Annotated in this window: 19 protein-coding genes; 10 read left to right on the top strand and 9 right to left on the bottom strand. The window is 71.2% G+C overall.

Annotation, left to right across the window (positions count from 1 at the left end):
• Positions 1-13: 13 nt before the first annotated feature.
• Positions 14-895: an SMP-30/gluconolactonase/LRE family protein gene (locus tag BJ992_RS25355; protein ID WP_184985148.1), complete on the bottom strand. Its 882-nt coding sequence runs from the start codon at positions 893-895 to the stop codon at positions 14-16.
• 391 nt (positions 896-1,286) lie between these two features.
• Entirely contained in the window at positions 1,287-2,804 is a 1,518-nt protein-coding gene (locus tag BJ992_RS25350) for an alpha/beta hydrolase family protein (protein ID WP_184985146.1), read from the bottom strand.
• 424 nt (positions 2,805-3,228) lie between these two features.
• Between BJ992_RS25350 and BJ992_RS25345 the strand changes: the two genes are divergently transcribed.
• From BJ992_RS25345 to BJ992_RS25325, 5 genes are all read left to right on the top strand, one after another.
• Positions 3,229-4,089 (top strand): aldo/keto reductase, encoded by an 861-nt coding sequence (locus BJ992_RS25345; RefSeq protein ID WP_184985144.1) that lies wholly within the window; start codon positions 3,229-3,231, stop codon positions 4,087-4,089.
• 204 nt (positions 4,090-4,293) lie between these two features.
• Positions 4,294-6,051, top strand: coding sequence for a fatty acyl-AMP ligase (locus tag BJ992_RS25340; RefSeq protein WP_184985142.1), 1,758 nt, complete (start codon positions 4,294-4,296; stop codon positions 6,049-6,051).
• Positions 6,051-8,915, top strand: a complete 2,865-nt coding sequence (locus tag BJ992_RS25335; RefSeq protein ID WP_184985140.1) for an FAD-dependent oxidoreductase — start codon at positions 6,051-6,053, stop codon at positions 8,913-8,915. The genes BJ992_RS25340 and BJ992_RS25335 overlap by 1 nt, the downstream gene beginning before the upstream one ends.
• An 81-nt stretch (positions 8,916-8,996) precedes the next feature.
• Positions 8,997-9,356 carry a YciI family protein gene (locus BJ992_RS25330; RefSeq protein WP_343072849.1) on the top strand — a complete coding sequence of 120 codons (360 nt, stop codon included), beginning with the start codon at positions 8,997-8,999 and terminating at the stop codon, positions 9,354-9,356.
• Positions 9,357-10,577, top strand: a complete 1,221-nt coding sequence (locus BJ992_RS25325; RefSeq protein WP_184985136.1) for a sigma-70 family RNA polymerase sigma factor — start codon at positions 9,357-9,359, stop codon at positions 10,575-10,577.
• A gap of 44 nt (positions 10,578-10,621) precedes the next feature.
• Here BJ992_RS25325 and BJ992_RS25320 read toward each other — a convergent pair whose 3' ends face one another.
• From BJ992_RS25320 to BJ992_RS25295, 6 genes are all read right to left on the bottom strand, one after another.
• Positions 10,622-11,596 (bottom strand): zinc-binding dehydrogenase, encoded by a 975-nt coding sequence (locus tag BJ992_RS25320; RefSeq protein WP_184985134.1) that lies wholly within the window; start codon positions 11,594-11,596, stop codon positions 10,622-10,624.
• 10 nt (positions 11,597-11,606) lie between these two features.
• Entirely contained in the window at positions 11,607-11,969 is a 363-nt protein-coding gene (locus BJ992_RS25315) for a hypothetical protein (protein WP_184985132.1), read from the bottom strand.
• Positions 11,966-12,829 carry a DODA-type extradiol aromatic ring-opening family dioxygenase gene (locus tag BJ992_RS25310; protein WP_184985130.1) on the bottom strand — a complete coding sequence of 288 codons (864 nt, stop codon included), beginning with the start codon at positions 12,827-12,829 and terminating at the stop codon, positions 11,966-11,968. The genes BJ992_RS25315 and BJ992_RS25310 overlap by 4 nt, the downstream gene beginning before the upstream one ends.
• A 90-nt stretch (positions 12,830-12,919) precedes the next feature.
• Complete coding sequence (locus BJ992_RS25305; RefSeq protein WP_184985128.1) at positions 12,920-13,738, bottom strand: citryl-CoA lyase; 819 nt, start codon at positions 13,736-13,738, stop codon at positions 12,920-12,922.
• Complete coding sequence (locus BJ992_RS25300; RefSeq protein WP_184985126.1) at positions 13,735-14,922, bottom strand: CaiB/BaiF CoA transferase family protein; 1,188 nt, start codon at positions 14,920-14,922, stop codon at positions 13,735-13,737. Before BJ992_RS25300 ends, BJ992_RS25305 begins: the two co-directional genes overlap by 4 nt.
• Before the next feature lie 114 nt (positions 14,923-15,036).
• The gene (locus BJ992_RS25295; protein WP_343072848.1) at positions 15,037-15,864 is read right to left on the bottom strand and encodes an IclR family transcriptional regulator domain-containing protein; all 828 of its coding nucleotides are present in this window, start codon (positions 15,862-15,864) and stop codon (positions 15,037-15,039) included.
• Between the two features lie 166 nt (positions 15,865-16,030).
• Between BJ992_RS25295 and BJ992_RS25290 the strand changes: the two genes are divergently transcribed.
• Together BJ992_RS25290 and tsaA are read left to right on the top strand one after the other, a co-directional pair.
• Positions 16,031-17,491, top strand: coding sequence for an amidohydrolase family protein (locus BJ992_RS25290; protein ID WP_184985124.1), 1,461 nt, complete (start codon positions 16,031-16,033; stop codon positions 17,489-17,491).
• Positions 17,492-17,588: 97 nt separating this feature from the next.
• On the top strand, positions 17,589-17,999 hold the full coding sequence (gene tsaA, locus BJ992_RS25285; protein ID WP_343072847.1) for a tRNA (N6-threonylcarbamoyladenosine(37)-N6)-methyltransferase TrmO: 411 nt from the start codon (positions 17,589-17,591) through the stop codon (positions 17,997-17,999).
• A gap of 29 nt (positions 18,000-18,028) precedes the next feature.
• Here the strand turns inward: tsaA and BJ992_RS25280 are convergent, their stop codons facing one another.
• A complete protein-coding gene (locus BJ992_RS25280) occupies positions 18,029-18,748 on the bottom strand; it encodes a CDP-alcohol phosphatidyltransferase family protein (RefSeq protein WP_184985120.1) in 720 nt (239 codons plus the stop codon).
• A 110-nt stretch (positions 18,749-18,858) separates the two neighbouring features.
• Here BJ992_RS25280 and BJ992_RS25275 point away from each other — a divergent pair, with 110 nt between their 5' ends.
• The 3 genes from BJ992_RS25275 to BJ992_RS25265 are packed head-to-tail and all read left to right on the top strand — an operon-like array spanning position 18,859 to position 21,314.
• A complete protein-coding gene (locus BJ992_RS25275; protein ID WP_184985118.1) occupies positions 18,859-19,839 on the top strand; it encodes a zinc-dependent alcohol dehydrogenase in 981 nt (326 codons plus the stop codon).
• A gap of 6 nt (positions 19,840-19,845) precedes the next feature.
• Positions 19,846-20,244: a 6-pyruvoyl trahydropterin synthase family protein gene (locus BJ992_RS25270; RefSeq protein WP_184985116.1), complete on the top strand. Its 399-nt coding sequence runs from the start codon at positions 19,846-19,848 to the stop codon at positions 20,242-20,244.
• Positions 20,241-21,314: a glycosyltransferase family 4 protein gene (locus BJ992_RS25265; protein ID WP_343072846.1), complete on the top strand. Its 1,074-nt coding sequence runs from the start codon at positions 20,241-20,243 to the stop codon at positions 21,312-21,314. Before BJ992_RS25270 ends, BJ992_RS25265 begins: the two co-directional genes overlap by 4 nt.
• Positions 21,315-21,376 lie beyond the last annotated feature (62 nt).

Below are 21,376 nucleotides of genomic sequence, written 5' to 3'. Positions count from 1 at the left end.
GTGTCACTCCGTTTCATGCGGCGAACCTGTTCGAGGGTCGGCCACGGTGGCCGGGTTCGGCACGGAAGAGCGCACCGGCGGCGGGCTGTTCGCTCAGCTCACCCGGTGACAGGCCCTCTGTGGAGGTGGTGATGTAGAGCTGGTCGAGGCCGGGGCCGCCGAACGCGCAGGACGTCACCTGCGTCACCGGCAGGCGCACGACCAGGTCGGCAGTGCCGTCCGGCGCGTAGCGGACCACGCGGGAACCTCCCCAGAACGCCACCCACACCCCGCCGTCGGCGTCCACCGTCATGCCGTCCGGCATGCCGGGTCCGTCAGAGGTGTCGGCGAACACGCGGCGGCCCGACAGGGCTCCGGTGGTCACGTCGTAGTCGAAGACGTCCACGCGGCGGGTCGGGGTGTCGATGAAGTAGCACAAGGCGCCGTCGGGGGACCAGTCGATGCCGTTGCTCACCGTCAGGCCGGTCAGCAGCGTGTGCAGGGAACGGTCCGGGTCCAGCCGGTACAGGCAGGCGGCTCCCGGCGTGGAGTCGTACGCCATGGAACCGGCCAGGTAACGTCCCGCCGGGTCCACGTTGCCGTCGTTCATCCGGATCTCGGGCCGGCCGGCCAGCGGCGCGGCGAGCCGCTCGGTGAGCTCGCCGCCGGAGGCGAGGGCCATGCCGTCACCGTCCGCGACGAGCAGGGTGCCGGGTCGCGTGGTGGGGTGCACGGCGGTGATCGGAGCCGGCAGGTCGGCGTGGCCGGCCTCGGCGGTGGCCGGGTCGGCATGAAAGACCCGACCTTTGGGTATGTCGACGAACCGTACGAGCCCCGCGTCGCCGTCCCACACCACCCCTTCGAGGTGAACGCCGGAGACCTCCAGCCACACCTCGGCCCGCAGGTCGACCGTCATCCGCCGGCCCGCCCTGCGGGTGAACGTTCCAGGTCGACACGCGCCACCGGCGGACTCCTCAGCAGACAGAAAAGGGCTTGAAAGTTTCGGAAAATATCCGAAACTTCAGAGGTCTGTTGCCAAGGTAGAACGACGGCTCTCCGGCGTCAAGGTCACGCGCCTCCCGACCGCCGCGTGAGTGGTGTCGTCGCTCCTCAGCACCGTACCGGCCCTGAAACCGGACACCGCGGTATTTCGGCGACTTTCGGACAACCGGTTCGCCACAGCCGGCCAGCGCGCCATCAGGTCGGGTGCGGAAGCCCGGTGTTTCGAAACTATCCGGAAAGTCCGGCCCTTCCCCGGCGGGGCCGGGGAAGGGCCGGTGGCAACCGGGACGACCGGGCCGCGCGGGTCAGCCGACGATCAGGTTGGCGTTCTTGGCCCACCAGGCGCGGATGGTCCCACGATCGGCGGCCTCGGCGATGACGGCGATGCGCTCGGAGTCGAAGGTCCAGATGGCCAGGTAGTTGTCGTCGTCACCGGGCTTGCAGACGAGCGTGCCCTTGACGGTGCCTTCGTGGTTCCAGGCCGCGGCGGAGTCGCCGTTGCTGCAGCCCGCGTCGGACAGGCCCTTGGTGTGGCCGTCGAGCCAGGTCTTCAGGGAGTCGTCGGAGGAGAATCGCATCACCAGGGGACGCTTGGCCGGGCCGGTGCGGGTGGCGGTGCAGTTGACGGCGGCGATCACGCCGTCGTTCTCCTCGTCGGGCCGCGGGTCGCAGCTCTTCAGGACGCTGGTCTTCAACCGGCCGACCAGGGCCTGCTCGGCGGGGGAGAAGGCGGTGGGGGACGGGACGGGACGCGTCACGAGGTAGGCGTTCTTGGTCCACCACTTCCAGATGGTCTTGCGGTCGGCGGCCTCGGCGATGACGCCGATGTTGTCGTCGGGGAACGTCCACAACGCCAGGTAGTTGTCGTCGTTGCCGGGCTTGCAGGTGAGGATGCCGACGTCGACCTTGTCGTGCTGCCAGTCGCCGGTGGAGTCGCCGTTGCCGCAGCCGCGGTCCGGCAGGCCCACCGAACGCGTGCGGATCCACCTGTTCAAGGCGTCCTTGTCGGCGAACCGCATCACCAGCGGCCGTTTGGACGGGCCGTTGCGCGCGGCGGTGCAGTTGACCGCCGCGACGATCTCGTCGGTCTCCTCGTCACGCGCCGGGTCACAGTCGATCATGACGTTGGTGCTCAGCATCGCGACCAGCGCCTGCTCCGGCTCGGTGAGGCCGGTACCCGAGGGGGACGGCGTCGGCTCGGGGGTCGGCTCGGCGCTCGGCGGGGCCGGGGTCGCCGGAGGCGCGGACGACGGGGTGGACGGCAGGTCGCCTCCCATGATCACGAGGCACGGGGTGAGGCCGAGCCGCCGCGCGCCGGCGATCCACGAGGGCAGTGTGGTGGCGGTCAGCTTCTGCATCGTCGAGGTGGTCTTCTGCAGGTCGCCGGTGCTGACCTGCCCCACCTGGTAGTTGACGAGCGTCGTGGAGATGGCGCTGAACGTGGCCGCCACGTCCTGGTTGGCGGAGAGCAACGCGTCGATGTCGGCCTTGCTGGCCTCCTCAGGCACCGGGATCTCCCGGATGTCGGCGTTCAGGACGCGGAACGCCGAGGCGATCTGGTCGATCGAGTGGAGCACGTTGGTGAGCGCGGGGTCCTGCTTACCCGCCGGCGGCGGCGACTTGACCAGCGGCGCCACCTGCAGGAGCGCCGTGTGCAGCGACACCTGCGCGCTGCCGAAGTTGCGCTCGCAGGCCGCGCCGGCCTTGGCCTTCCACTCCTCGACGGTGGGCTTGGCCGGCCGGTCGACGAGCGCGAAGTAGAACGCCACCACGGTGATCGCGAACGTGATCGCGCCGACGACGAACTTGCCCGCCAGGATCAACTGCTCCCGCCGCCCCCGCTTCGGGGATAACCTGCCAGGCCCCTGCTCCGGATACATACACCCCTCACCCGTTCGCGGTCACCGGCCCCGTCGCCGGCAGGCCACGGCCGGTGAACGAAGGCCACCGTAACCACGGGAAACCGTTCCGGAGTGCGAAGTAACCGTATCGTCACCACTGGTAATATCTTATGCTTTCGGCAGTCGCCGCCGCGCGCGTCCGCCGCCTCCTCACGCCGCATTCTGCGCGGCTTCGCTTGCACATCGCTTGCACGTTCCCCACCGCCTCCTCCTGGCCGAGGGGCCCGTGCGGCGTGCGCTCCCCACCCGCTTAGGGTGAAAAAAGAACAAACCCGGCGCTGGTGGCGTAAGGACCTGTTCGCTGGTTATGGGTGGCTTCTGATGATGGCTTTGAGGAGGATTCGTCATGCAGACACGCCGTATCGGTGACGTGCAGGTGGGGGCGATCGGACTCGGCGGTATGCCGATGTCCATCGAGGGACGACCGGACGAGACGCGGTCGATCCGGACGATCCACGCGGCGCTCGACTCGGGGATCACCCTGATCGACACCGCGGACGCCTATCACCTGTACTCCGACGACATCGGCCACAACGAGGTGCTGATCGCGCAGGCGCTGGCCCAGTACGGCGAGGACACCTCCGGTGTGCTGGTCGCCACCAAAGGCGGCCACCTGCGTCCCGGGGACGGCTCCTGGACGTTGAACGGCTCGCCGGACTACCTCAAGCAGGCCTGCGACGCCTCGCTCAAGCGCCTCGGCGTGGAGACGATCGGCCTGTACCAGTTCCACCGGCCCGACCCCAAGGTCCCGTACGCCGACTCGGTGGGGGCGATCAGGGACCTGCTGGACGCCGGGAAGATCCGCTTCGCCGGCATCTCCAACGCGAACCCCGAGCAGATCCGCCTCGCGAACGAGATCCTCGGCGGCCGTCTGGTGAGCGTGCAGAACCAGTTCTCGCCGGCCTTCCGGTCCAGCGAGCCCGAGCTGGAGCTGTGCGCCGAGATGGACATCGCGTTCCTGCCGTGGAGCCCGCTCGGCGGCATCACGCGGGCCGGCGACCTCGGCGACCGTTTCGCCGCCTTCACCGAGGTGGCCCGCGACCACGGTGTCAGTCCCCAGCAGGTCTGCCTGGCCTGGATGCTGGCCAAGGCCCCCGTGGTCATCCCCATCCCCGGCTCCTCGCGTCCCGAGACCATCCAGGACTCGGCCAAGGCCGCCGACCTGCGGCTCTCCCCGGAGGAGCTGTCGCGTCTCGACGCGGGCTGACGCGCCGCTCCGCGCCGGCCCCTGATGTCAGGGGGCCGGCGCGGAGTCGTGCCGGAGCCTCCCACCTCGGAGTGGCCGCCTCGGAGGTGTATGGAAGTATGTAGCTAAATGTCCGATTCATCAGGGGGCTGACTGAGGGGGACGTAGCCGGTGACCGCTTCCGGGGGGATGGCGAGAAGTCAGGCGGCAGGGGTGGTGCCGGGGATGCCACCAGGGGAGTGGACGCTGCTCGCGGCGTTGCGCGCGCTGTACGAGCGGGTCCCCCGGCGGGTGCTCCTGGTGTACGTCGACGAGGCAGGACGGGACGCCGGCTCGCTCGACGTCACGGGCCTGGTGGCCGAGACCGAGCGGATCCGCGGCCTGCTGCTCGATCACGGGCTGCGGCAGGGTGACCGCGCGGTGCTGCTGTACCTGCCGTCGCTGGACTTCGTGAGCGCGTTCCTCGGCTGCCTCGCCGCAGGCGTCGTACCGGTCCCGGTGGCGCCGCCGAACCCGTTCCGGCCGGGATACGACGCCGAGGTCCTGTCCGCCGTGGTCGCGGGTTCCGCAGCGGCGGCCCTGCTCACCCACGACGACTACCGCTCGCTCGTCACACCGGACAGCCGGTGGCCCGCCGTCCCCTGGGTGTCCACCCACCCGGGAACCGCGGCCGAGGCCGCCACCGACGAGGTGTTCGGCCGGTGGTACGAGCCGGCGGACCTCGACGAGCCGGTGTTCCTGCAGTACACCTCCGGGTCCACCGGGACCCCCAAAGGGGTGGTGGTCAGCCACCGCAACATCCACCACGAGCTGATCGCCATCGCGCGCGACCTCGGCCTCGGCGACGACACCGTCGCGGTGACGTGGGTGCCGCACTTCCACGATCTCGGGCTGGTCAGCTTCCTGCTCGACACCGTCGTCGGGTTCTCCTCGCGCACCTACGTCATGTCGCCGCTGACCTTCCTGCGTGATCCCGCGCTGTGGCTGGAGGTGATCTCACGGGTGCGCGCCACGCACACCGCGGCGCCGAACTTCGCGTTCGACCTGGTCGTCCGCAAGACCACCCCAGAACGGCGCGCGCGGCTGGATCTGCGGTCGCTGCGGGTCGTCGGCTCGTCAGGCGAACTGATCCGGCCCGGCACCGTCAGCCGGTTCCTGGAGGCGTTCACCCCCTCCGGGTTCCCGCCGCGGGCCTTCTACCCGACGTACGGCATGGCCGAGCACACCTTGAGCATCACCATGGGAGGCAGCGGGCCGCTTCGGGTGGACGCCGAGGCGATCGAGAAGGGGAAGGCCGTGCCGCTGGCGGACGACGACGGCCGTCCGGCGGTGGCGTACCACGCCTGCGGGTGGGTGACCAAGCCAGGCGCACGGCTGCGGATCGTCGACCCCCGCACCATGGAGCCGTGCGGCCCGGAGGAGGTCGGCGAGATCTGGGTGGACTCCGTCACGAAGGCCCGCGGGTACTGGGGCCTGCCTGAGGAGACCGAGGCGACGTTCCGCGCCGTGGTGGCCGACGGCGACCCGCGGCGGTACCTGCGCACCGGCGACCTCGGGTTCGTCCACGACGGCGAACTGTTCGTCACCGGCCGCTACAAGGACCTCATCATCATCAGGGGCCACAACCACTACCCGCAGGACATCGAGGACAGCCTGCGCGACGCGCACCCGGTGATCCGTCCCGGCGGCGTGGCCGCGTTCTCGGTGCCGGCCCCGCGGGACGAGGCCGCCGGGGAACGGATCGTCGTGTTCGCCGAGACCAACGGCGACGCGCCGTCCCTCGAGGAGGCCGCCGAGATCACCCGCGCCGTCCGCGGCGTGGTGAGCCGTGACCACGGCGTCGCCGCCGAGGTCGTGCTCGGCCCACGCGGGCTGGTGCTCAAGACCACCAGCGGGAAGATCCGCCGCTCCGCCTGCCGCGAGGCGTACCTGAAAGGCGAGGCCGCCGTCTGGCCGGTGACCCCCGAGGAGCGTGACACCTGATGGCGGGCCGGGACGTTGCACCGGGGGTGCGCGGGTCGACCGGCCCCGGCGACCCGGAACTGCATGCGGTGGACGAGGAGTTCGGCCGGCTGATCGGCCGGTACGGCGCGGCGATCAGGCACAGCCGGATCACGGGACGCCGCGTCATGTACGCGGACGCGGTCGGCGTCCAGGGGGAGATCGAATTCACGCCAGGCGCGTCGCCGCACCCGTTCCTCACCGGCACTTACCCGGTGTACACGCGGTTCAGCAACTCGGCGTCCTCCGACGACGTCGCGCCGGACACACGCGGCATGTCGCTGATGCTCCTCGACCCGCAGGCCCCGCACGACCCGTCGCGGTCGCCGTTCAACCTCACCATGAGCACCGGCCGGCTGCTGTTCGTGCCGCACGCCGCGGCGTACACCCGCTACATGGTCGGCGGCGACGAGGCGCGCGAGGAACTGGCCAGGGAGTTCCCCGGCATGCGGGACGCCGTGTGGGACGGCGTGCGCGAGCCGGTGTCGTACGCGGCCTACCACTACTACTCCAAGGCGCCGCGCCTGCACGTGACCGGCGAGGGCCCCGAACTGATCCGGTACCGGGTCGTGATCTCCGAGCACGCCATGGACGTCGGGTTCCACGACCCGCACGGCCGCCGCTTCCCGCCGGCCCCGCCTGACTCCTTGGAACGCGACCCGGCGGACGACCGGCCGCCGTCGCTGCTGTGGAACGATCTGCGGTCCAGGGTCGCCGAAGGCGGCTTCACGCTGCTGCTCCAGGCGCAACGCCACCCGCTGGGGGACGACGCGGACGCCAACCGGTCCGCGCTCGACGCGTCACTTCCGTGGCTTCCGCACCGGTACGCGTACCGGACCCTCGCGACGCTGCGCTTCCACGGCCTGCTGGACGGCGTCACCGCCGAGCAGTTGCTGTTCGACCCCGCCGTGGCCCCGGAAGGCCTCGGCATCGCGCTCGCCCGCACCCCGTACGAGCCCGCCTCCATCAACCATCTGCGGGCCCTCGTCTACGGCCCGGCCCACGAGGCGCGTTCCGGCCTCACCGATGGACGTCCGCGCCACACCCCCGTCACGGTGCGCGAGCCCGCGGCGGAGGGGGCACAGGAACGGCGCACGGTGTGCGTGGTCGGCGCGGGGCCGAGCGGTCTCACCGCGGCCCGTGAGCTGGAACGCCTCGGCCACCGGGTCGTGGTGCTGGAGAGCGCGGACGAGGTCGCGGGCAAGTCCGCCTCGGTGCGGATCGACGGCCGGGTGTACGACCTCGGCGCGCACATCTGCACGACCCGGTACACCGAACTGCTCAGCCTGGCCTGCGAACTCGGCGTCGAGACCGAGCCCACCACACCGGCGTTCGTGTACGACATCCCGAACTGCCACGTGGAACCCATGCCGCTGCCGCCGCCTGAGGTGATCAGCCGCTACCACCATCTGCGCGCGGAGTTCTTCCCCGAGGTGGCGAGGCCCGGCCTCGCGCACAGCGCCGCCGCGCTGGCCCGTCCCACGTCCGAGCTGCTGAACGAACTCGGCGTCACCGGCCTCGCGACGGCACTCGGCGTCGGCTACACCAGCTGCGGATACGGCTCGCTCGACGAGATGCCGGCGCTGTACTTCCTCAAGTTCGCCGAGCACACCGGCCTGATCCCGGTGAACCGCTCCCTGCACCGCCGCTCAGGCACCTTCACGATCAAAGGCGGCTTCGCCAGGCTGTGGCGACGGGTCGCCGAGGAGCTGTCCGACGTGCGGACCGGTGTGCGGATCGAGTCGATCGAACGCCGGCCGGACGGCGTCACCGTGAACATCGCCGGCTCAGGACCCGTCGAGGCCGACGACCTGCTGCTCACCGTGGCACTCGACCGCGTGCTCCACCTGCTGCGACCCACCGACCTGGAACGCGACGTCGCCGCGCGGATCCGCACGATCGACTTCCGCACGGTCGTGTGCCGCGTCTCCGGCGTCCCGCGGCACGGCTTCTACATGTTCCCCGGCCCGGCGCGGGGCCTCAGCGCCTACCACAGCAGGTATCCCGACCAGGACGTCTGCACCTGTTACTGCTACGGCGCCGAAGGCATGGACGACGACGCGCCGGCGGTCCTCACGGCGGAGAGCATGGAACGGCTCAACGGCCGCGTCGACGAGGTGCTCCAGGTGTGCCGCTGGGACTACATGCCGCACTTCGGCCCCGCCGACCTCGCGTCCGGGATCATGGACAGGATCGAGCGGTCGCAGGGGGCCGAGCACACCTACCACGCCGGCAGCCTGGTCGCGGCCGAGCTGATCGAGACGAACATCGCGTACGCGCGCGACCTGGTCCGCCGTTTCTTCACCCCGCAGGAGCGGCCGGCGGCGCAACCGTTCACCGGCGGCCCCGGACGGCAGAAGCCCGTCACCGGCCACGACCCCGCCAGGACCCCGGGAGAGGTCCGGGGGGACGGCATCCGGTGGGAGATGGGGGCCGGGCACGACAGGAACGTCACCGTCGACTGCGTCATACGGGACCTGCGGGCCGAGCAGGACATCGTCGCCGAGGCGGACGGCCCGGCGGCGTCCGAGCCGCTTGACGGACAGGTCTGCTCGCCGGCGGCGCGGGTCTCTCCGGTCGATCAGGCGGCGGCCGTGGCGTCCCATCCGTCCGCCGACGAGATCAGCGCGTGGCTGGTGTCCCACGTGGCCGGGCACCTCAACTGTCCCGCTCGTGAGGTTGACCCCGACCGTCCCATCGACGAGCACGGCCTGGACTCCCTGGTGCTGGCCGAACTGCACACCGAGCTGACCGGCTGGCTCGGCCGTCCGATACCGCTCGCCACGCTGTACCGTCTCCCCACCCTGGCCGCACTGGCCCACTATCTGGAAGGCGTGGCGCGATAGATTTCCGCCGCGCGGCTGTCGATGCGGCCGTCTCCCGTTCGTGTAGGAGGTGAAGACACACCTCGCACCCGTGGAGGGAACGTGGACACGCAGTACTACATGCTCACCATCTACCAGCCCGACGGCCCGGCCCCCGGCCCCGAGGTGCTCGGCCCCGTCATGCGGCGGCTGGACACGCTGAACGCCGAGATGAAGGACGCCGGCGTCTGGGTCTTCACCGCCGCGCTGCACGACCCCGGCACCGCCACCGTGCTGCGGCCCGAGGAAGGCGAGGTGCTGATGACCGACGGGCCGTACACCGAAGGCAAGGAGCACATCGGCGGCTTCACGGTCATCCAGGCGGCCGACCTGGACGAGGCCCTCGCCTGGGGTCGCAGGCTGACCGAGGCGATCGGCCTGCTGCCGGTCGAGGTACGGCCCATGCTGCGCGCCGGCGGCTGAGTGGAGGTCACCTCCGAGATCGGCCGGGTCTTCCGCGCCGAGTACGGCCGCGCGGTGGCCGTCCTGGTCCGCGTCCTCGGCGACATCCACCTCGCCGAGGAGGCGGTCCAGGACGCCTTCGCGACGGCCCTGCGCACCTGGCCGGCCACCGGCACCCCGCCGAGCCCGGCCGGCTGGATCATCACCACGGCACGCAACCGCGCGATCGACCGGCTGCGCCGCGAGGCGACCCGCGACGACCGGCACGCCGAGGCCGCGCTGCTGCACGCCGGGGAGGAACCGCTGGAGGAGGGCCCCGTGCGCGACGACCGGCTCCGGCTGATCTTCACCTGCTGTCACCCCGCGCTCGCACCCGCGGCCAGGGTGGCGCTGACGCTCCGCCTGCTCGGCGGGCTCACCACCGCGCAGATCGCGCGGGCCTTCCTCGTGCCTGAGCCGACCATGGCGCAGCGCCTGGTCCGCGCCAAAGCCAAGATCCGCGACGCGCGCATCCCGTACCGCGTGCCGGCGGAGGCCGACCTGCCTGACCGGCTGCGCGCCGTGCTCGCCGTCATCTACCTGATCTTCAACGAGGGGTACGTGGCCGGTTCCGGTGACGACCTCACCCGGGCCGAGCTGTGCGCGGAGGCCGTGCGGCTCGGCAGGGTGCTGGTGGAACTGATGCCGGACGAACCGGAGGCGCTCGGGCTGCTGGCCCTCATGCTGCTCGTCGAGGCGCGCCGTGCCGCGCGCACCGGCCCGGACGGCGCGCTCGTGCCGCTCGCCGAGCAGGACCGGGCCCGGTGGGACGGCGCGCTCGTCGCCGAAGGCCAGGACCTGGTGCGCCGGTGCCTGCGGCGCGACCGGCCGGGGCCGTACCAGGTGCAGGCCGCGATCAACGCGGTGCACGCCGACGCGCCGATCGCCGCGGCCACCGACTGGGATCAGATCCTGCGGCTGTACGACCTGCTGCTGTCCCTGACCCCGACCCCGGTGGTGGCGCTCAACCGCGCGGTCGCGGTGGCGGAGGTGGACGGCCCGGCCGCGGGCCTGGCGGTCACCGAAGGGCTCGGTCTCGACGGCTACCACGTGTGGCACGCCGTGCGTGCCGACCTGCTGCGCCGCCTCGGCCGCGCGGAGGAGGCGGCGCGGGCCTACGACACCGCGATGACCCTCACCGCCAACACCGCCGAGCGGGGCTTCCTGCGCCGCAGGCGCGACACGGTCACGCGGCTTCCGTGAGGACCGGGGAGCGCCGGCGCCACCGGGGGCCGCCGCGCTCGCCGTCAGGGGACGACGACCAGGCGGCTTTCCGCCTCGCCGCGCGCCTGCCGTGACCAGGCGTCGGCGACGTCGTCGAGCGGTACGGCCTCGAACGCCACCCGCAGCCGGCCGGCGGCGGCGTGGGTGAGGACCTCGCGCAGCACCTCGCCTTTGCGTGCCGCCGTCAGGTCGTTGTTGGTGTAGCCGAGCACGGCGGCGGCTCTGCCGCGCAGCACGGAGGACTCGAACGTCGCGCCGTCCCCGGCGGAGCCGCCGAGGTTGACCAGCCGGCCGTGCGGCGCGAGCAGCCGTGCGGCGGCCGTGGCGGGGACGCCGAACACCGGGTCCACCACCACGTCGGCGCCGCCGTCCAGCTCACGCGACAGGCGCTCGGCCAGCGCCGAGGCGTCCTCGCCGGGGACGAGGGTCACCACGGCGTCCGCGCCGGCCGCCGTGGCGCGTTCCGCGGCGGCCCCGGGACGGCACACGCAGACCACCCGCCGTGCGCCGAGCAGCCGCGCCGCCTGCGCCGCGACCTGACCCACCACGCCACCCGCACCGAGCACCACCACCTGCTCACCGCGCCGGAACCCGGCACGCCAGGTCAGCGCGGCCCACGCGGCCACGGCCGACAGGCCGAGCGCGGCGGTCAGCCGGTCGTCCACCTCGGCCGGCAGCACCACGAGGTCGCTCTCCGGCACCGCGCACCGGCCGGCCATGCTGCCGTCCCCCGGACGCATCCCGGCGTCCGTGGGGAACCACACCCGCGTGCCGGGAGCGAGCCCCCTGGCCTCCTCGACGACGCCGACCCCCTGCGCACCCGGCACGTACGGCAGCGCGGGCCGGCCGAGGTACGACGTGCCGGTGGCGCACAGGACGTCGAGCGGCGTGATCGGCGCGGCCGTCACCGCGACGACGGCGTCCCCGTCACGGCGTACGGCCCGGTGCGCGGCGACCCGCGGCGGCCGTCCGCACTCCTCGATGAACGCGGCCCGCATGCCGGCTCCTTCAGGTGGCGATGTCCGGGTACGGCAGGTCGAAGTGCGCGAGCCGCGCGGCGTACGCGAGCTGGAAACCGAGCGGCTCGTCGTAGTCGCGCTCGAACATCGCGATGAACAGCGTCAGCGTCAGGAACGGGTGTGCGCCGAGCTCGAACAACTTGACGTAGTCGTGCGCGGCCAGTGCCTCACGCTCGTCGTCCTCGAACTTCAGCCACGTGCTGGCCTCGCCGCTGTGACAGTTCAGGATCGAGTTGGCTCGTTCGGCCTCCCACCAGGTGACGGTGCCGCGCGGGTCCTCGCGGTACCGCTCCACCAGGTCGGGGTCGCGGTCCACGGTGAACAGGAACTTGTCGATCAGGTACTTGCTCATTCCGGCGCTCCTGCGGGATACCAGGTGAAGTACGCCTCCATGGTGTGGAACAGGTCGAGCGTGTCCACGTGGTCGGCCTTGGCCCCCTCACCCGCGACCCCCATCATCAGCATGAAGTCCATGAAGCCGTGCGTGGCGTTCCCCGGCGTCCACAGGCTGTCCAGCGTCACCTCGGCGAGGCTCGCCTCGATGTCGCCGCTCGCGATCCACTCCACCGCCTTGCGGTCGAACTCCGGATCAGGGCCGTGCGGCCCGAACTGACGCGGCCCGCCGAGCTCCAGCGACAGATGACCGGTGCCGACCACCGCCACCCGCAGGTCGCTCGGCCACGACTCCACCAGCTCGCGGATCATGCGGCCGAGCTGCACGAAGCGTTTCGGCTGCGGCAACGGCGGCGCGAAGATGTTGGTGTACACCGGCACGATCGGCAGGTCCGCCTCCGGCCGCAGCGTGATGATGGGACACGTGATGCTGTGGTCGATGCGCAGCTCGTTGCTGAACGCCAGGTCGAACCCCCCGTCGATGCCGCCGCGCAACATGTGGGCCGACAGGTCCTCCTGGCCGCGCAGCAGCATGCGCGGCAGGCCGAACTCACGTTCCTCGTTGTAGTAGCCGGCGTCGTAGAACGGCGCCTTGCCGATGAGGAACTGCGGCATGTTGTCCAGCCACAGCTGGTGGAAATGGTCCGAACCCACCATCACCAGCACGTCGGGCCGCGCACGCGTGAGCGTCTCACGGAACGCCATGATCTTGGCCACCCACTCGTCGGCGAACGGAGGCCGTTCCTCGGGTGGCGCCGTGCTGGCCTTGTAGTAGAACGGGTGATGCGTCGACGCGATCACCGCGGCGAGTGTTGCCATCGGACCTCCGGAAGGCCGGGGACGTGCCGGTCTGGGATGTGGTGTACGGAGAGGTTCCGGTCTAGGCCTTGGTGTCTGAAAGATGCCGGTCTAGGACGCGGTGTGCGGAGAGGTGCCGGGATCGGCGGTGTACACGGCGTTGCGGTCCACCGCGAGGTACACGTCCATGCCGATCGGCCGGCGCCGTTCCTCCGCGATGTGACCGAGCAGCCCCGCCGCGCGGGCCAGCAGCGCGAACCCGCGCAGCAGATCCACCGGCAGTCCGAGATCGGCGAGCGCCGCACCGCACACCCCCGCGCCGTTCAGCGGCAGCGCACGGCCGAGCACCTGCGGATGCACCCGGCCGACCGCCTCGAAAAGCCGCAGGTGAGGCCCGCGCAGCCCTTCCTGCTCGGCGATCTCCAGCAGCACCGGCGTACGCGGATCCCGCTCCTTGTGCACAGGATGACCGAGACCAGGCACGAACGAACGCGCCGCACGCGCCTCGGTGACGGCTTTGAGCGCAAGCGCGTCGTACCCCTCGTCGTCCCCCGGAGGCGGCCCGTCGTGCGCCGCGAGCACCCCCGCGAGGAACCGGCCACAGTCCTCGGTGACCCCGAGAAATCGCGACCCCCCGCCGAGCAGCCCCGCCGCGAGGGCCCCCTGCACCGAATCAGGCGCACTGAGATACGTCAGCCGCGCCGCCACCGCCGTCGGCGTGAACCCATGATCGGCCAGCGCCACCAGCACGGCCTCGAACACCCGCGTCTCCCGCGGAGTCGGCCGCCGTCCCGCCACCAGCCAGAACGCCAGCTCACCGAACCCGACCTTCCCCATGAGATCGGCCGCGAGATCCTGTCCGAGCAGCCGGATCGAATCCCGGTCGGACGTCCCGATGGACGTGGGGAAACTCAGTCCTTCGCCACTCATGAGGTCTCTCCTACCGGCCCGGCCAGCCACTCCCTGATCTCCGCGCCGTGCTCGCCGAGCCGCGGCGGTGGCAGGTCGTACCGCGCCTCGGTCACCGAGAAGCGGATCGGGTTGCGGATCGACGGGACCATGCGGTCGCCGTCCCCGACCTCGACCACCGGTTCGAGACCGATCTCCTCGCCGAACGCGACCCCCGCGTCCACCGTGTTGATCGGCCCGCACGGGACACCGGCCGCGATCAGCTCGCGGAACCACTCCATCTTGGGCCGCGTCCGCAGCCGCTCCACCAGCAGCGGACGCAGCTCCTCACGGTTGGCCGTACGGTCCTGGTTGCGCGCGAACCTCGGGTTGTCCACCAGCTCAGGCATCCCGAGCACCCCGCACAACCTGCGGAACTGGCCGTCGTTCCCCGCCGTGACGATCAGATCGCCGTCGGCGGCCGGCAACGGCTCGTACGGGAACAGACTGGGATGCGCGTTCCCCATCCGGAACGGCACCACGCCACCCGCGGCGACCGCACTGGTCTGGTTGACCAGCCCCGACAGCGCCGACGAGAACAGATTGACCTCGACGTGCTGACCCTCACCCGTCGCGGCCCTGTGGTGCAGCGCGGCCAGCACACCGATGGTGGCGTGCATGCCGGTCATGACGTCGAACACCGATATCCCGGCCCGGTACGGCGGCCCCTCGGGATCCCCGGTGAGGCTCATCAGGCCGGACATCGCCTGCACGATCAGGTCGTACCCCGGTATGGACGCACCGTCCCCCGACCCGAAACCACTGATCGAGGCGTACACCACGGCGGGGTTGCCTTCGCGCACCGTGTCGTAGTCCAGCCCGTACTTGCGCAACCCGCCAGGCTTGAAGTTCTCCAGCACGATGTCCGCACGCCGCGCCAGCTCCCGCGCCACCTCCACATCGGCGGCATCGGTCAGATCCAGCGCGATCGACCGCTTGTTGCGATTGACCCCGAGGTAGTACGTCGACACCCCGTCCCGCACCGGAGGCATCCAGGTCCGCGTGTCGTCCCCACCGGGACTCTCCACCTTGACCACCTCGGCCCCGAGATCGGCCAGCAGCATCGTGGCGTACGGCCCGGCGAGCACCCTGGAGAAATCCGCCACAAGCAGCCCCGCCAAGGGCCCGCGTGGCGTACCGTCACCGCTCTCGCCGAGGGAGGTCATCGTGGCTGCCGCTTCCTCTCGTCCACCAGACGGACAGTAGTCCGTTTCCGGCAGTCTCTTGCCGCCGACGCACCGATGTCAAGCGCACCTCGGACCTCGTTCACCTCGGTCGGCTCAGGAGGCCGTCCCCATCGTGACCTGCGGTACCGACTGGTGGCGCGTCCAGTCGGCGCTGATGGCCCCCGCCGTCTGGAGCAGCAGCGGCAGGTGCTCGTCGTGCAACTTCTCGACCGTCGTCTCCGCGGCGTGCGCGTTGACGTTCAGCGCCGCGACCACCCGGCCGTCCCCGTCCCGCAGCGGCGCCGCCACCGACCTGATCCCGAGCGCCAGCTCCTGGTCGGTGATGGCCCACCCCCGGGCCCGCACCTCGCGCAGCGCCGCGTCCCGCTCCTCCGCGCACGGCGCGCGGCGCGGCGCGACCCCCGACCGGCTCGGCTCGGCGAGCACCCGCTCCACCTCCGCCGGCGGCAGCCCCGCCAGCAGCACCTTGCCGAGCGACGTCTGCAACGCGGGGAACCGCGTGCCGATCCCCACCGACAACGTCACGATCTTCGGCACCGCCACCCGGGCCACGTACACGATGTCCGACCCGTCGAGCTGCGCGATCGAGGACGACTCCCCGGTCCGCTCCACCAGCCGCTCCATGTGCGGCCGCGCCACCTCCCACAAGCTCATCGACCGCACGTACGCGACCCCGAGCTCCAGCACACGAGGCGTCAGCGCGTACCCCCCACGCTCGGCCCGCGCGTACCCGAGCTCCTGCAACGTCAGCAGAATGCGCCGCGCCGTAGGCCGCGCGAGCCCCGCCGCCGTCGCCACCTCGGTCAGCGACATCACCGGCCGTCCCGCCTCGAAGGCCCTGATCACGTCGAGCCCACGCGCGAGCGCCTCGATGAAGTCGGGCCCGGTCTGCTGGCGCGCCATGGCGGCTCTCTCGTTCACTCGGGGGTGGGACGCGTACGACTCTAATTCGCCGACGGCCGGATGTCCGCACGGCGGCAGGACGTGGGTAGATGACCCTTGACAGACAAATCCCCCCGCCTCATTGTTACATCACCATTTCTTGACCGCTGTACGGACGTATGTCCGTTGAGGAGCGTGGGGCGGCATGAGCGCTGCGACGACCCCTGACCCCGAGAACCTCGGCCCCGGCAGGCCGGTCCTGTTCCGCCACGGCACCGTGCTCACCATGGACGACAGCCACACCGTCCTGCGCGACGCCGACGTCCTGGTCATCGGCGAACGCGTCGAAGCAGTCGGCCACAACCTGTCCGCTCCGGACGACGCGCTCGTCATCGACGCCACCGGCGGCATCGTCATGCCAGGCATGATCGACACCCACCGCCACCTCTGGCAGACCGCCATGCGCGGCTACGGCGCCGACTGGACCCTCACCCAGTACTTCGTCTGGTACTACCTCGAATGGGGCAAGATCTTCCGTCCCGAGGACATCCACGCCGGCAACCTGCTCTCCGCCATAGAAGCCCTCGACGCCGGCGTCACCACCCTCGTCGACTGGTCTCACGGCCTGCGCACCATCGACCACGCCGACGCCGCGCTGGACGCACTGGAATCCGTCCCCGGCCGCCACGTCTTCGCCTACGGCAACATCCAGGCCGCTCCGTGGGAATGGTCCGCCTCCCCGGACTTCCGCGACTTCGTCACCCGCCGCCTCCACGGCAAAGGCGACATGCTCGGCTTCCAACTGGCCTTCGACGTGACCGGCGACCCCGCCTTCCCGGAGAAAGCCGCCTTCGAAGCGGCCCGCGACCTAGGAGCCCCCGTGACGACCCACGCCGGCGTCTGGGGAGCCACCAACGACGACGGCATCCGCCTGATGCACGAACACGGCTTCATGACCCCCTCCACCATCTACGTCCACGCCGCCACCCTCACCCCCGACTCCTACAACCGGATAGCCGCCACCGGCGGCTCGGTATCCATCTCCACAGAAAGCGAACAAAGCGCCGGCCAGGGCTACCCCCCGAGCTGGCGACTCCGCCGCCACGGCATCCCCGCGTCCCTGTCGATGGACACCAGCGTCTGGTGGAGCGGCGACCTCTTCTCCGCCATGCGCTCCACCCTCAGCGCCGACCGCTCAAGAGAACACCTCGAAGCCCACGCCAGAACCGAGACCGTCACCCACTGCGTCCTCAGAGCGGAAGACGTCGTCGACTGGGCCACAAGAGGCGGCGCCAAGGCCCTGGGCCTCGACTCGGTCACCGGCAGCCTGCAACCAGGCAGGAAAGCCGACGTCATCCTCATCAAGAACGACCAGAACCCCGCCATGTTCCCCTTGCTCAACCCCTACGGCCACGTCGTCTTCCAGGCCCAGCGCGCCGACGTCCACACCGTCCTGGTGAACGGCCGCGTGGTCAAACACGACCACCACCTGGTGAACATCGACCTCACCCCCGCACGCCAGGCCGTCGGCGACACCGTCGACTACCTGATGACCACCATGGGAGAGGAAGCCTGGACCACCGGCATGAACCCCGAGGTCCCCAAGGTGACCGTCCACGACAACCCCTACACCTACACCGACTGGTCCGCCGCCGGCTCCGACTGACGACCAGCCTCCGATGTCCGCTCATCCGGCCGGCGAACCGGCGCACAGCGTGCGACAGTATTCGTCTGTTCGAGGTCGGCGCGGTGGAGGAGGAGACGTGGACGGTGCGGGGTTCGAGGTTCGGCCGGTGGGGTGGGTCGAGTCGGAGTTGGCGGATCGGGCCGAGGCGCCTCGGCAGGGGGACGAGGGGGCTCCGGACGCCTGGGTGGTGTTCTCGCCAGAGGTGGTGGAGGCCGCGCGGGATCTTCGGGTGGGGGACGATGTCTTGCTGTTGACGTGGCTGGATCGGGGACAGCGGGATGTGCTGGTGGTGCGGCCTCGGGGGGACGCTTCGCGGCCGCCTACGGGGGTTTTCAGCACGCGGTCGCCTGACCGGCCCAATCCGATCGGGGTGCATCGGGTGACGGTGCTGGCTGTGGAGGCGGGGAGGGTGCGGGTGAGCGGGCTTGAGGCGCTGGACGGGACGCCGGTGGTGGACGTCAAGCCGGTGCTGGGGGACGAGCGGTGAGGCGCGTCGGGTGACTGTTCCCTGAGAGGTCAGGGGGTCGCCGGACGGTTGCGGTACAGCCAGAGGATGTCGCGGGTGAAGGACCAGGTGAGGGTTGCGAGGGCTGTGGCCAGGAGGAGGGTTGTGGCGGGGAGCACCTCGGAGGCGGCGGTCACCAGGAGGATGCCTTGGAGGGCCGCCACGGTTTTTCTGGCCATGCTCGGGGGGAGGGGGGATTTGAGCCAGGGGGCTGTCCAGGAGGCGGCGACGAAGGCGTAGCGCATCAGGCCGATGGCCAGGACCCAGGGGCCGGCGGTGGCGGCCAGGTGGATGCTCAGGACGAGGATGAGGAAGGCGTCCACTTCCATGTCGAAGCGTGCGCCTAGGGGGGACGCGGTGCCGGTGCGGCGGGCCACGTGGCCGTCCACGGCGTCGAGGATCAGGGCCACGGTGGCGAGGGTCACCAGGAGGGCCGCGGGGGTGGGGTTTCCCAGGTAGGACATGGTGACCAGGGCTGTTACGGCGCCTACCAGTTCGGCGCGGGCCAGCGTCACCAGGCCGGCGGGGCCGAGGGTGCGGGTGCGGGAGCGGAGGAGCGCGTAGGTGAGGATGGCGGAGAGGATGACGGCGTACGTGGTGCCGGCCACCCAGGCGGCGGGGCCGAGGCCTACGGCGATGTAGAGAGCGCCTAGGAGGACCACCTGGGTGGCCAGGCCGATGGCGGGTTCCTTGAACGTGATGCTTGTGTCGCGCCAGTCGAGTGTCGCCATCCGCACCTCCAGTCGCACACGCCCCGGTCCAGGCGTGGCCCATATCATTGCCGGAGACCTGCCCGAAATTGGGTGATTTCCGAGAAACTCATGATTGCCGAGGACTGCCCATGGAGCGCGAGGCACGCGCTTTCTGGTTGCGCGAAACCGGCGCCGGGGAGATCCGGACGGTCGCCGTGCCGCCGCCAGGAGACGATGACGTGCGGGTCCGTACCCTGTTCTCCGGGGTCAGCCGGGGTACGGAGACGCTGGTGTTCGGCGGTGGCGTGCCGGAGAGCCAGTACGAGGTGATGCGTGCGCCGTTCCAGGACGGGAAGTTCCCGGCGCCGGTGAAGTACGGGTATCTCAATGTGGGGGTCGTCGAGGAGGGACCGCCGGGGTGGCCCGGACGGGTCGTGTTCTGCCTCTATCCGCATCAGACACGGTACGTGGTGCCGGTGAGCGCGGTGACGCCGGTGCCGGGGGACGTGCCTGCGGCGCGTGCGATCCTCGCGGGGACGGTGGAGACGGCGGTGAACGCGATGTGGGACGCGGCGCCGCTGGTGGGGGACCGGGTCGCGGTGGTGGGGGCCGGCATGGTCGGGTGTTGCGTGGCTCGTTTGCTGGCGGGTGTGCCGGGTACACGTGTGCAACTCGTGGACGTGGACCCCGGTAGGGCCGGGGTCGCGGACGCGCTCGGGGTGGGATTCGCCACGCCGGACGCCGCGGAGGGGGAGTGTGACCTGGTGGTGCACGCCAGCGCGAGCGAGGCGGGCCTTGCCAGGTCGCTGGAGCTGCTGGCCCCGGAAGGCACGGTGATCGAGCTGAGCTGGTACGGCGACCGCCGTCCCGCCGTGCCGCTCGGGGAGGTGTTCCACTCGCGGCGGCTGACCATCCGGGCCAGCCAGGTCGGCACGGTGTCCCCGGCGCGCCGGCGCACGTACGCCGAGCGCATGGCGCTGGCGCTGCGGCTGCTGGCCGACCCGGCGTATGACGCGCTGGTCACCGGCGAGTCACCTTTCGATGAACTGCCCGCCGTTCTGGCGCGTATGACCGGTGGGGGCATGCCTGGCCTGTGCCACCGCGTCCTGTACGACCCTGCTGGAGGTTGACCGAATTTGTTCGGCATCACCGTCCGCGATCACCTGATGGTGGCGCACAGCTTCCGTGGCGAGGTGTTCGGCCCCGCGCAACGCCTGCACGGCGCGACGTTCGTCGTGGACGCGACGTTCCGTCGTCCCGAACTGGACTCCGACGGCATCGTGGTGGACATCGGGCTGGCCACCCGTGAGCTGTCCGCCGTGCTCGCCGCGCTGAACTACCGCAACCTGGACGACGAACCGGACTTCGCGGGGGTGAACACCACCACGGAGTTCCTCGCACAGACGATCGCCGACCGGCTCGCCACCAGGATCCAGGCCGGGTATCTCGGCGAGCAGGCACGCGGCCTGACCGGCCTTATGGTCACCCTGCACGAGTCGCATGTCGCCTGGGCCTCCTACGAGCGCGACCTGTGACGGACGCCGGGGCGGTGCACGTCGTGCTGCCCGGCGACGTGGACGACGACCGGGTGCCGAGCGGCGGCAACGTCTACGACCGGCGGGCCTGTCAGGGGCTCGGCGCGCTCGGCTGGACGGTGCGGCAGGTCCCGCTGCCGGCCGCGTGGCCGCTGCCGGGGGACCCCGGCGGGCTGGCTCGCTCGCTCGCCGCGCTGCCGGACGGCACGGTGGTGCTGCTCGACGGCCTGGTCGCGTGCGCGATGCCGGAGGTCGTGGTGCCGGAGGCCAAGCGGCTGCGGGTCGCGGTGCTCGTGCATCTGCCGCTGGCCGACGAGACGGGCCTGCGGCCAGAGGTGGCCGCCGCGATGGACGCCGCGGAACGTGACACGTTGCGCGCCGCCGCCGCCGTGATCGCCACGAGCCCGCACGCGGCCCGCGACCTGGCCGCGCGGCATGGCCTGCCGCAGGTGCACGTCGCGCCCCCCGGCACCGATCCCGCGCCGCCGGCGCGTGGCACCGACGGCGCCTCACGGTTGCTGTGCGTCGCGGCCGTCACGCCACGCAAGGGCCACGACCTGCTGGTACGGGCCCTCGGCGCGCTCGCGGACTGGCCCTGGACGTGTCACTGCGTCGGCGCGTACGACCGGGACCCCGGCTTCGTGGCGCACCTGCGGGGCCTCATCGCGAGCCTCGGCCTGGAAAGGCGTGTCGTGCTCACCGGCCCGCGTTCAGGCGCCGCGCTCGCCGCCAAGTACGGCTCCGCCGACCTGCTGGTCCTGCCGTCCCGGCAGGAGACCTTCGGCATGGTCGTCACCGAGGCGCTCGCACGTGGCGTCCCCGTGCTCACCACCACCGCCGGCGCACTGCCGGAAACCCTCGGCCGGGCCCCCGGCGGCGAACCGCCAGGCCTGCTGGTCCCCCCGGGGGACCCGGCGGCACTGGCCGGCGCGCTGCGCCGCTGGCTCGACGAACCAGACCTGCGCCGGCGTCTGCGGACGGCGGCGGAAGAAAGGCGTGCCATGTTGACCACCTGGGAGACCACCTCACGACTCCTCGCGGACGTCCTGCACGGGCTGGTACGGCGATGACGGACGCCGCGGGAGGCTCGTACCCGCGAGGTGGCGCTGTCGTGAAAAAGATCTCGTGTTCG

This window comes from Sphaerisporangium rubeum (genome assembly GCF_014207705.1).
GTDB classification, from domain to species: domain Bacteria; phylum Actinomycetota; class Actinomycetes; order Streptosporangiales; family Streptosporangiaceae; genus Sphaerisporangium; species Sphaerisporangium rubeum.
This window is presented reverse-complemented; position numbering and strand designations above follow the sequence as displayed.

Excerpts from the sequence above, each read along its gene's own strand:
- BJ992_RS25280 (WP_184985120.1), bottom strand. The coding sequence starts at position 18,748 with ATGGCGACACTCGACTGGCGCGACACAAGCATCACGTTCAAGGAACCC.
- BJ992_RS25300 (WP_184985126.1), bottom strand. The coding sequence starts at position 14,922 with ATGACCTCCCTCGGCGAGAGCGGTGACGGTACGCCACGCGGGCCCTTG.
- BJ992_RS25315 (WP_184985132.1), bottom strand. The coding sequence starts at position 11,969 with ATGAGCAAGTACCTGATCGACAAGTTCCTGTTCACCGTGGACCGCGAC.
- BJ992_RS25335 (WP_184985140.1), top strand. The coding sequence starts at position 6,051 with ATGGCGGGCCGGGACGTTGCACCGGGGGTGCGCGGGTCGACCGGCCCC.
- BJ992_RS25275 (WP_184985118.1), top strand. The coding sequence starts at position 18,859 with ATGGAGCGCGAGGCACGCGCTTTCTGGTTGCGCGAAACCGGCGCCGGG.
- BJ992_RS25290 (WP_184985124.1), top strand. The coding sequence starts at position 16,031 with ATGAGCGCTGCGACGACCCCTGACCCCGAGAACCTCGGCCCCGGCAGG.
- BJ992_RS25310 (WP_184985130.1), bottom strand. The coding sequence starts at position 12,829 with ATGGCAACACTCGCCGCGGTGATCGCGTCGACGCATCACCCGTTCTAC.
- BJ992_RS25305 (WP_184985128.1), bottom strand. The coding sequence starts at position 13,738 with ATGAGTGGCGAAGGACTGAGTTTCCCCACGTCCATCGGGACGTCCGAC.
- BJ992_RS25320 (WP_184985134.1), bottom strand. The coding sequence starts at position 11,596 with ATGCGGGCCGCGTTCATCGAGGAGTGCGGACGGCCGCCGCGGGTCGCC.
- BJ992_RS25340 (WP_184985142.1), top strand. The coding sequence starts at position 4,294 with ATGCCACCAGGGGAGTGGACGCTGCTCGCGGCGTTGCGCGCGCTGTAC.
- BJ992_RS25345 (WP_184985144.1), top strand. The coding sequence starts at position 3,229 with ATGCAGACACGCCGTATCGGTGACGTGCAGGTGGGGGCGATCGGACTC.
- BJ992_RS25355 (WP_184985148.1), bottom strand. The coding sequence starts at position 895 with ATGACGGTCGACCTGCGGGCCGAGGTGTGGCTGGAGGTCTCCGGCGTT.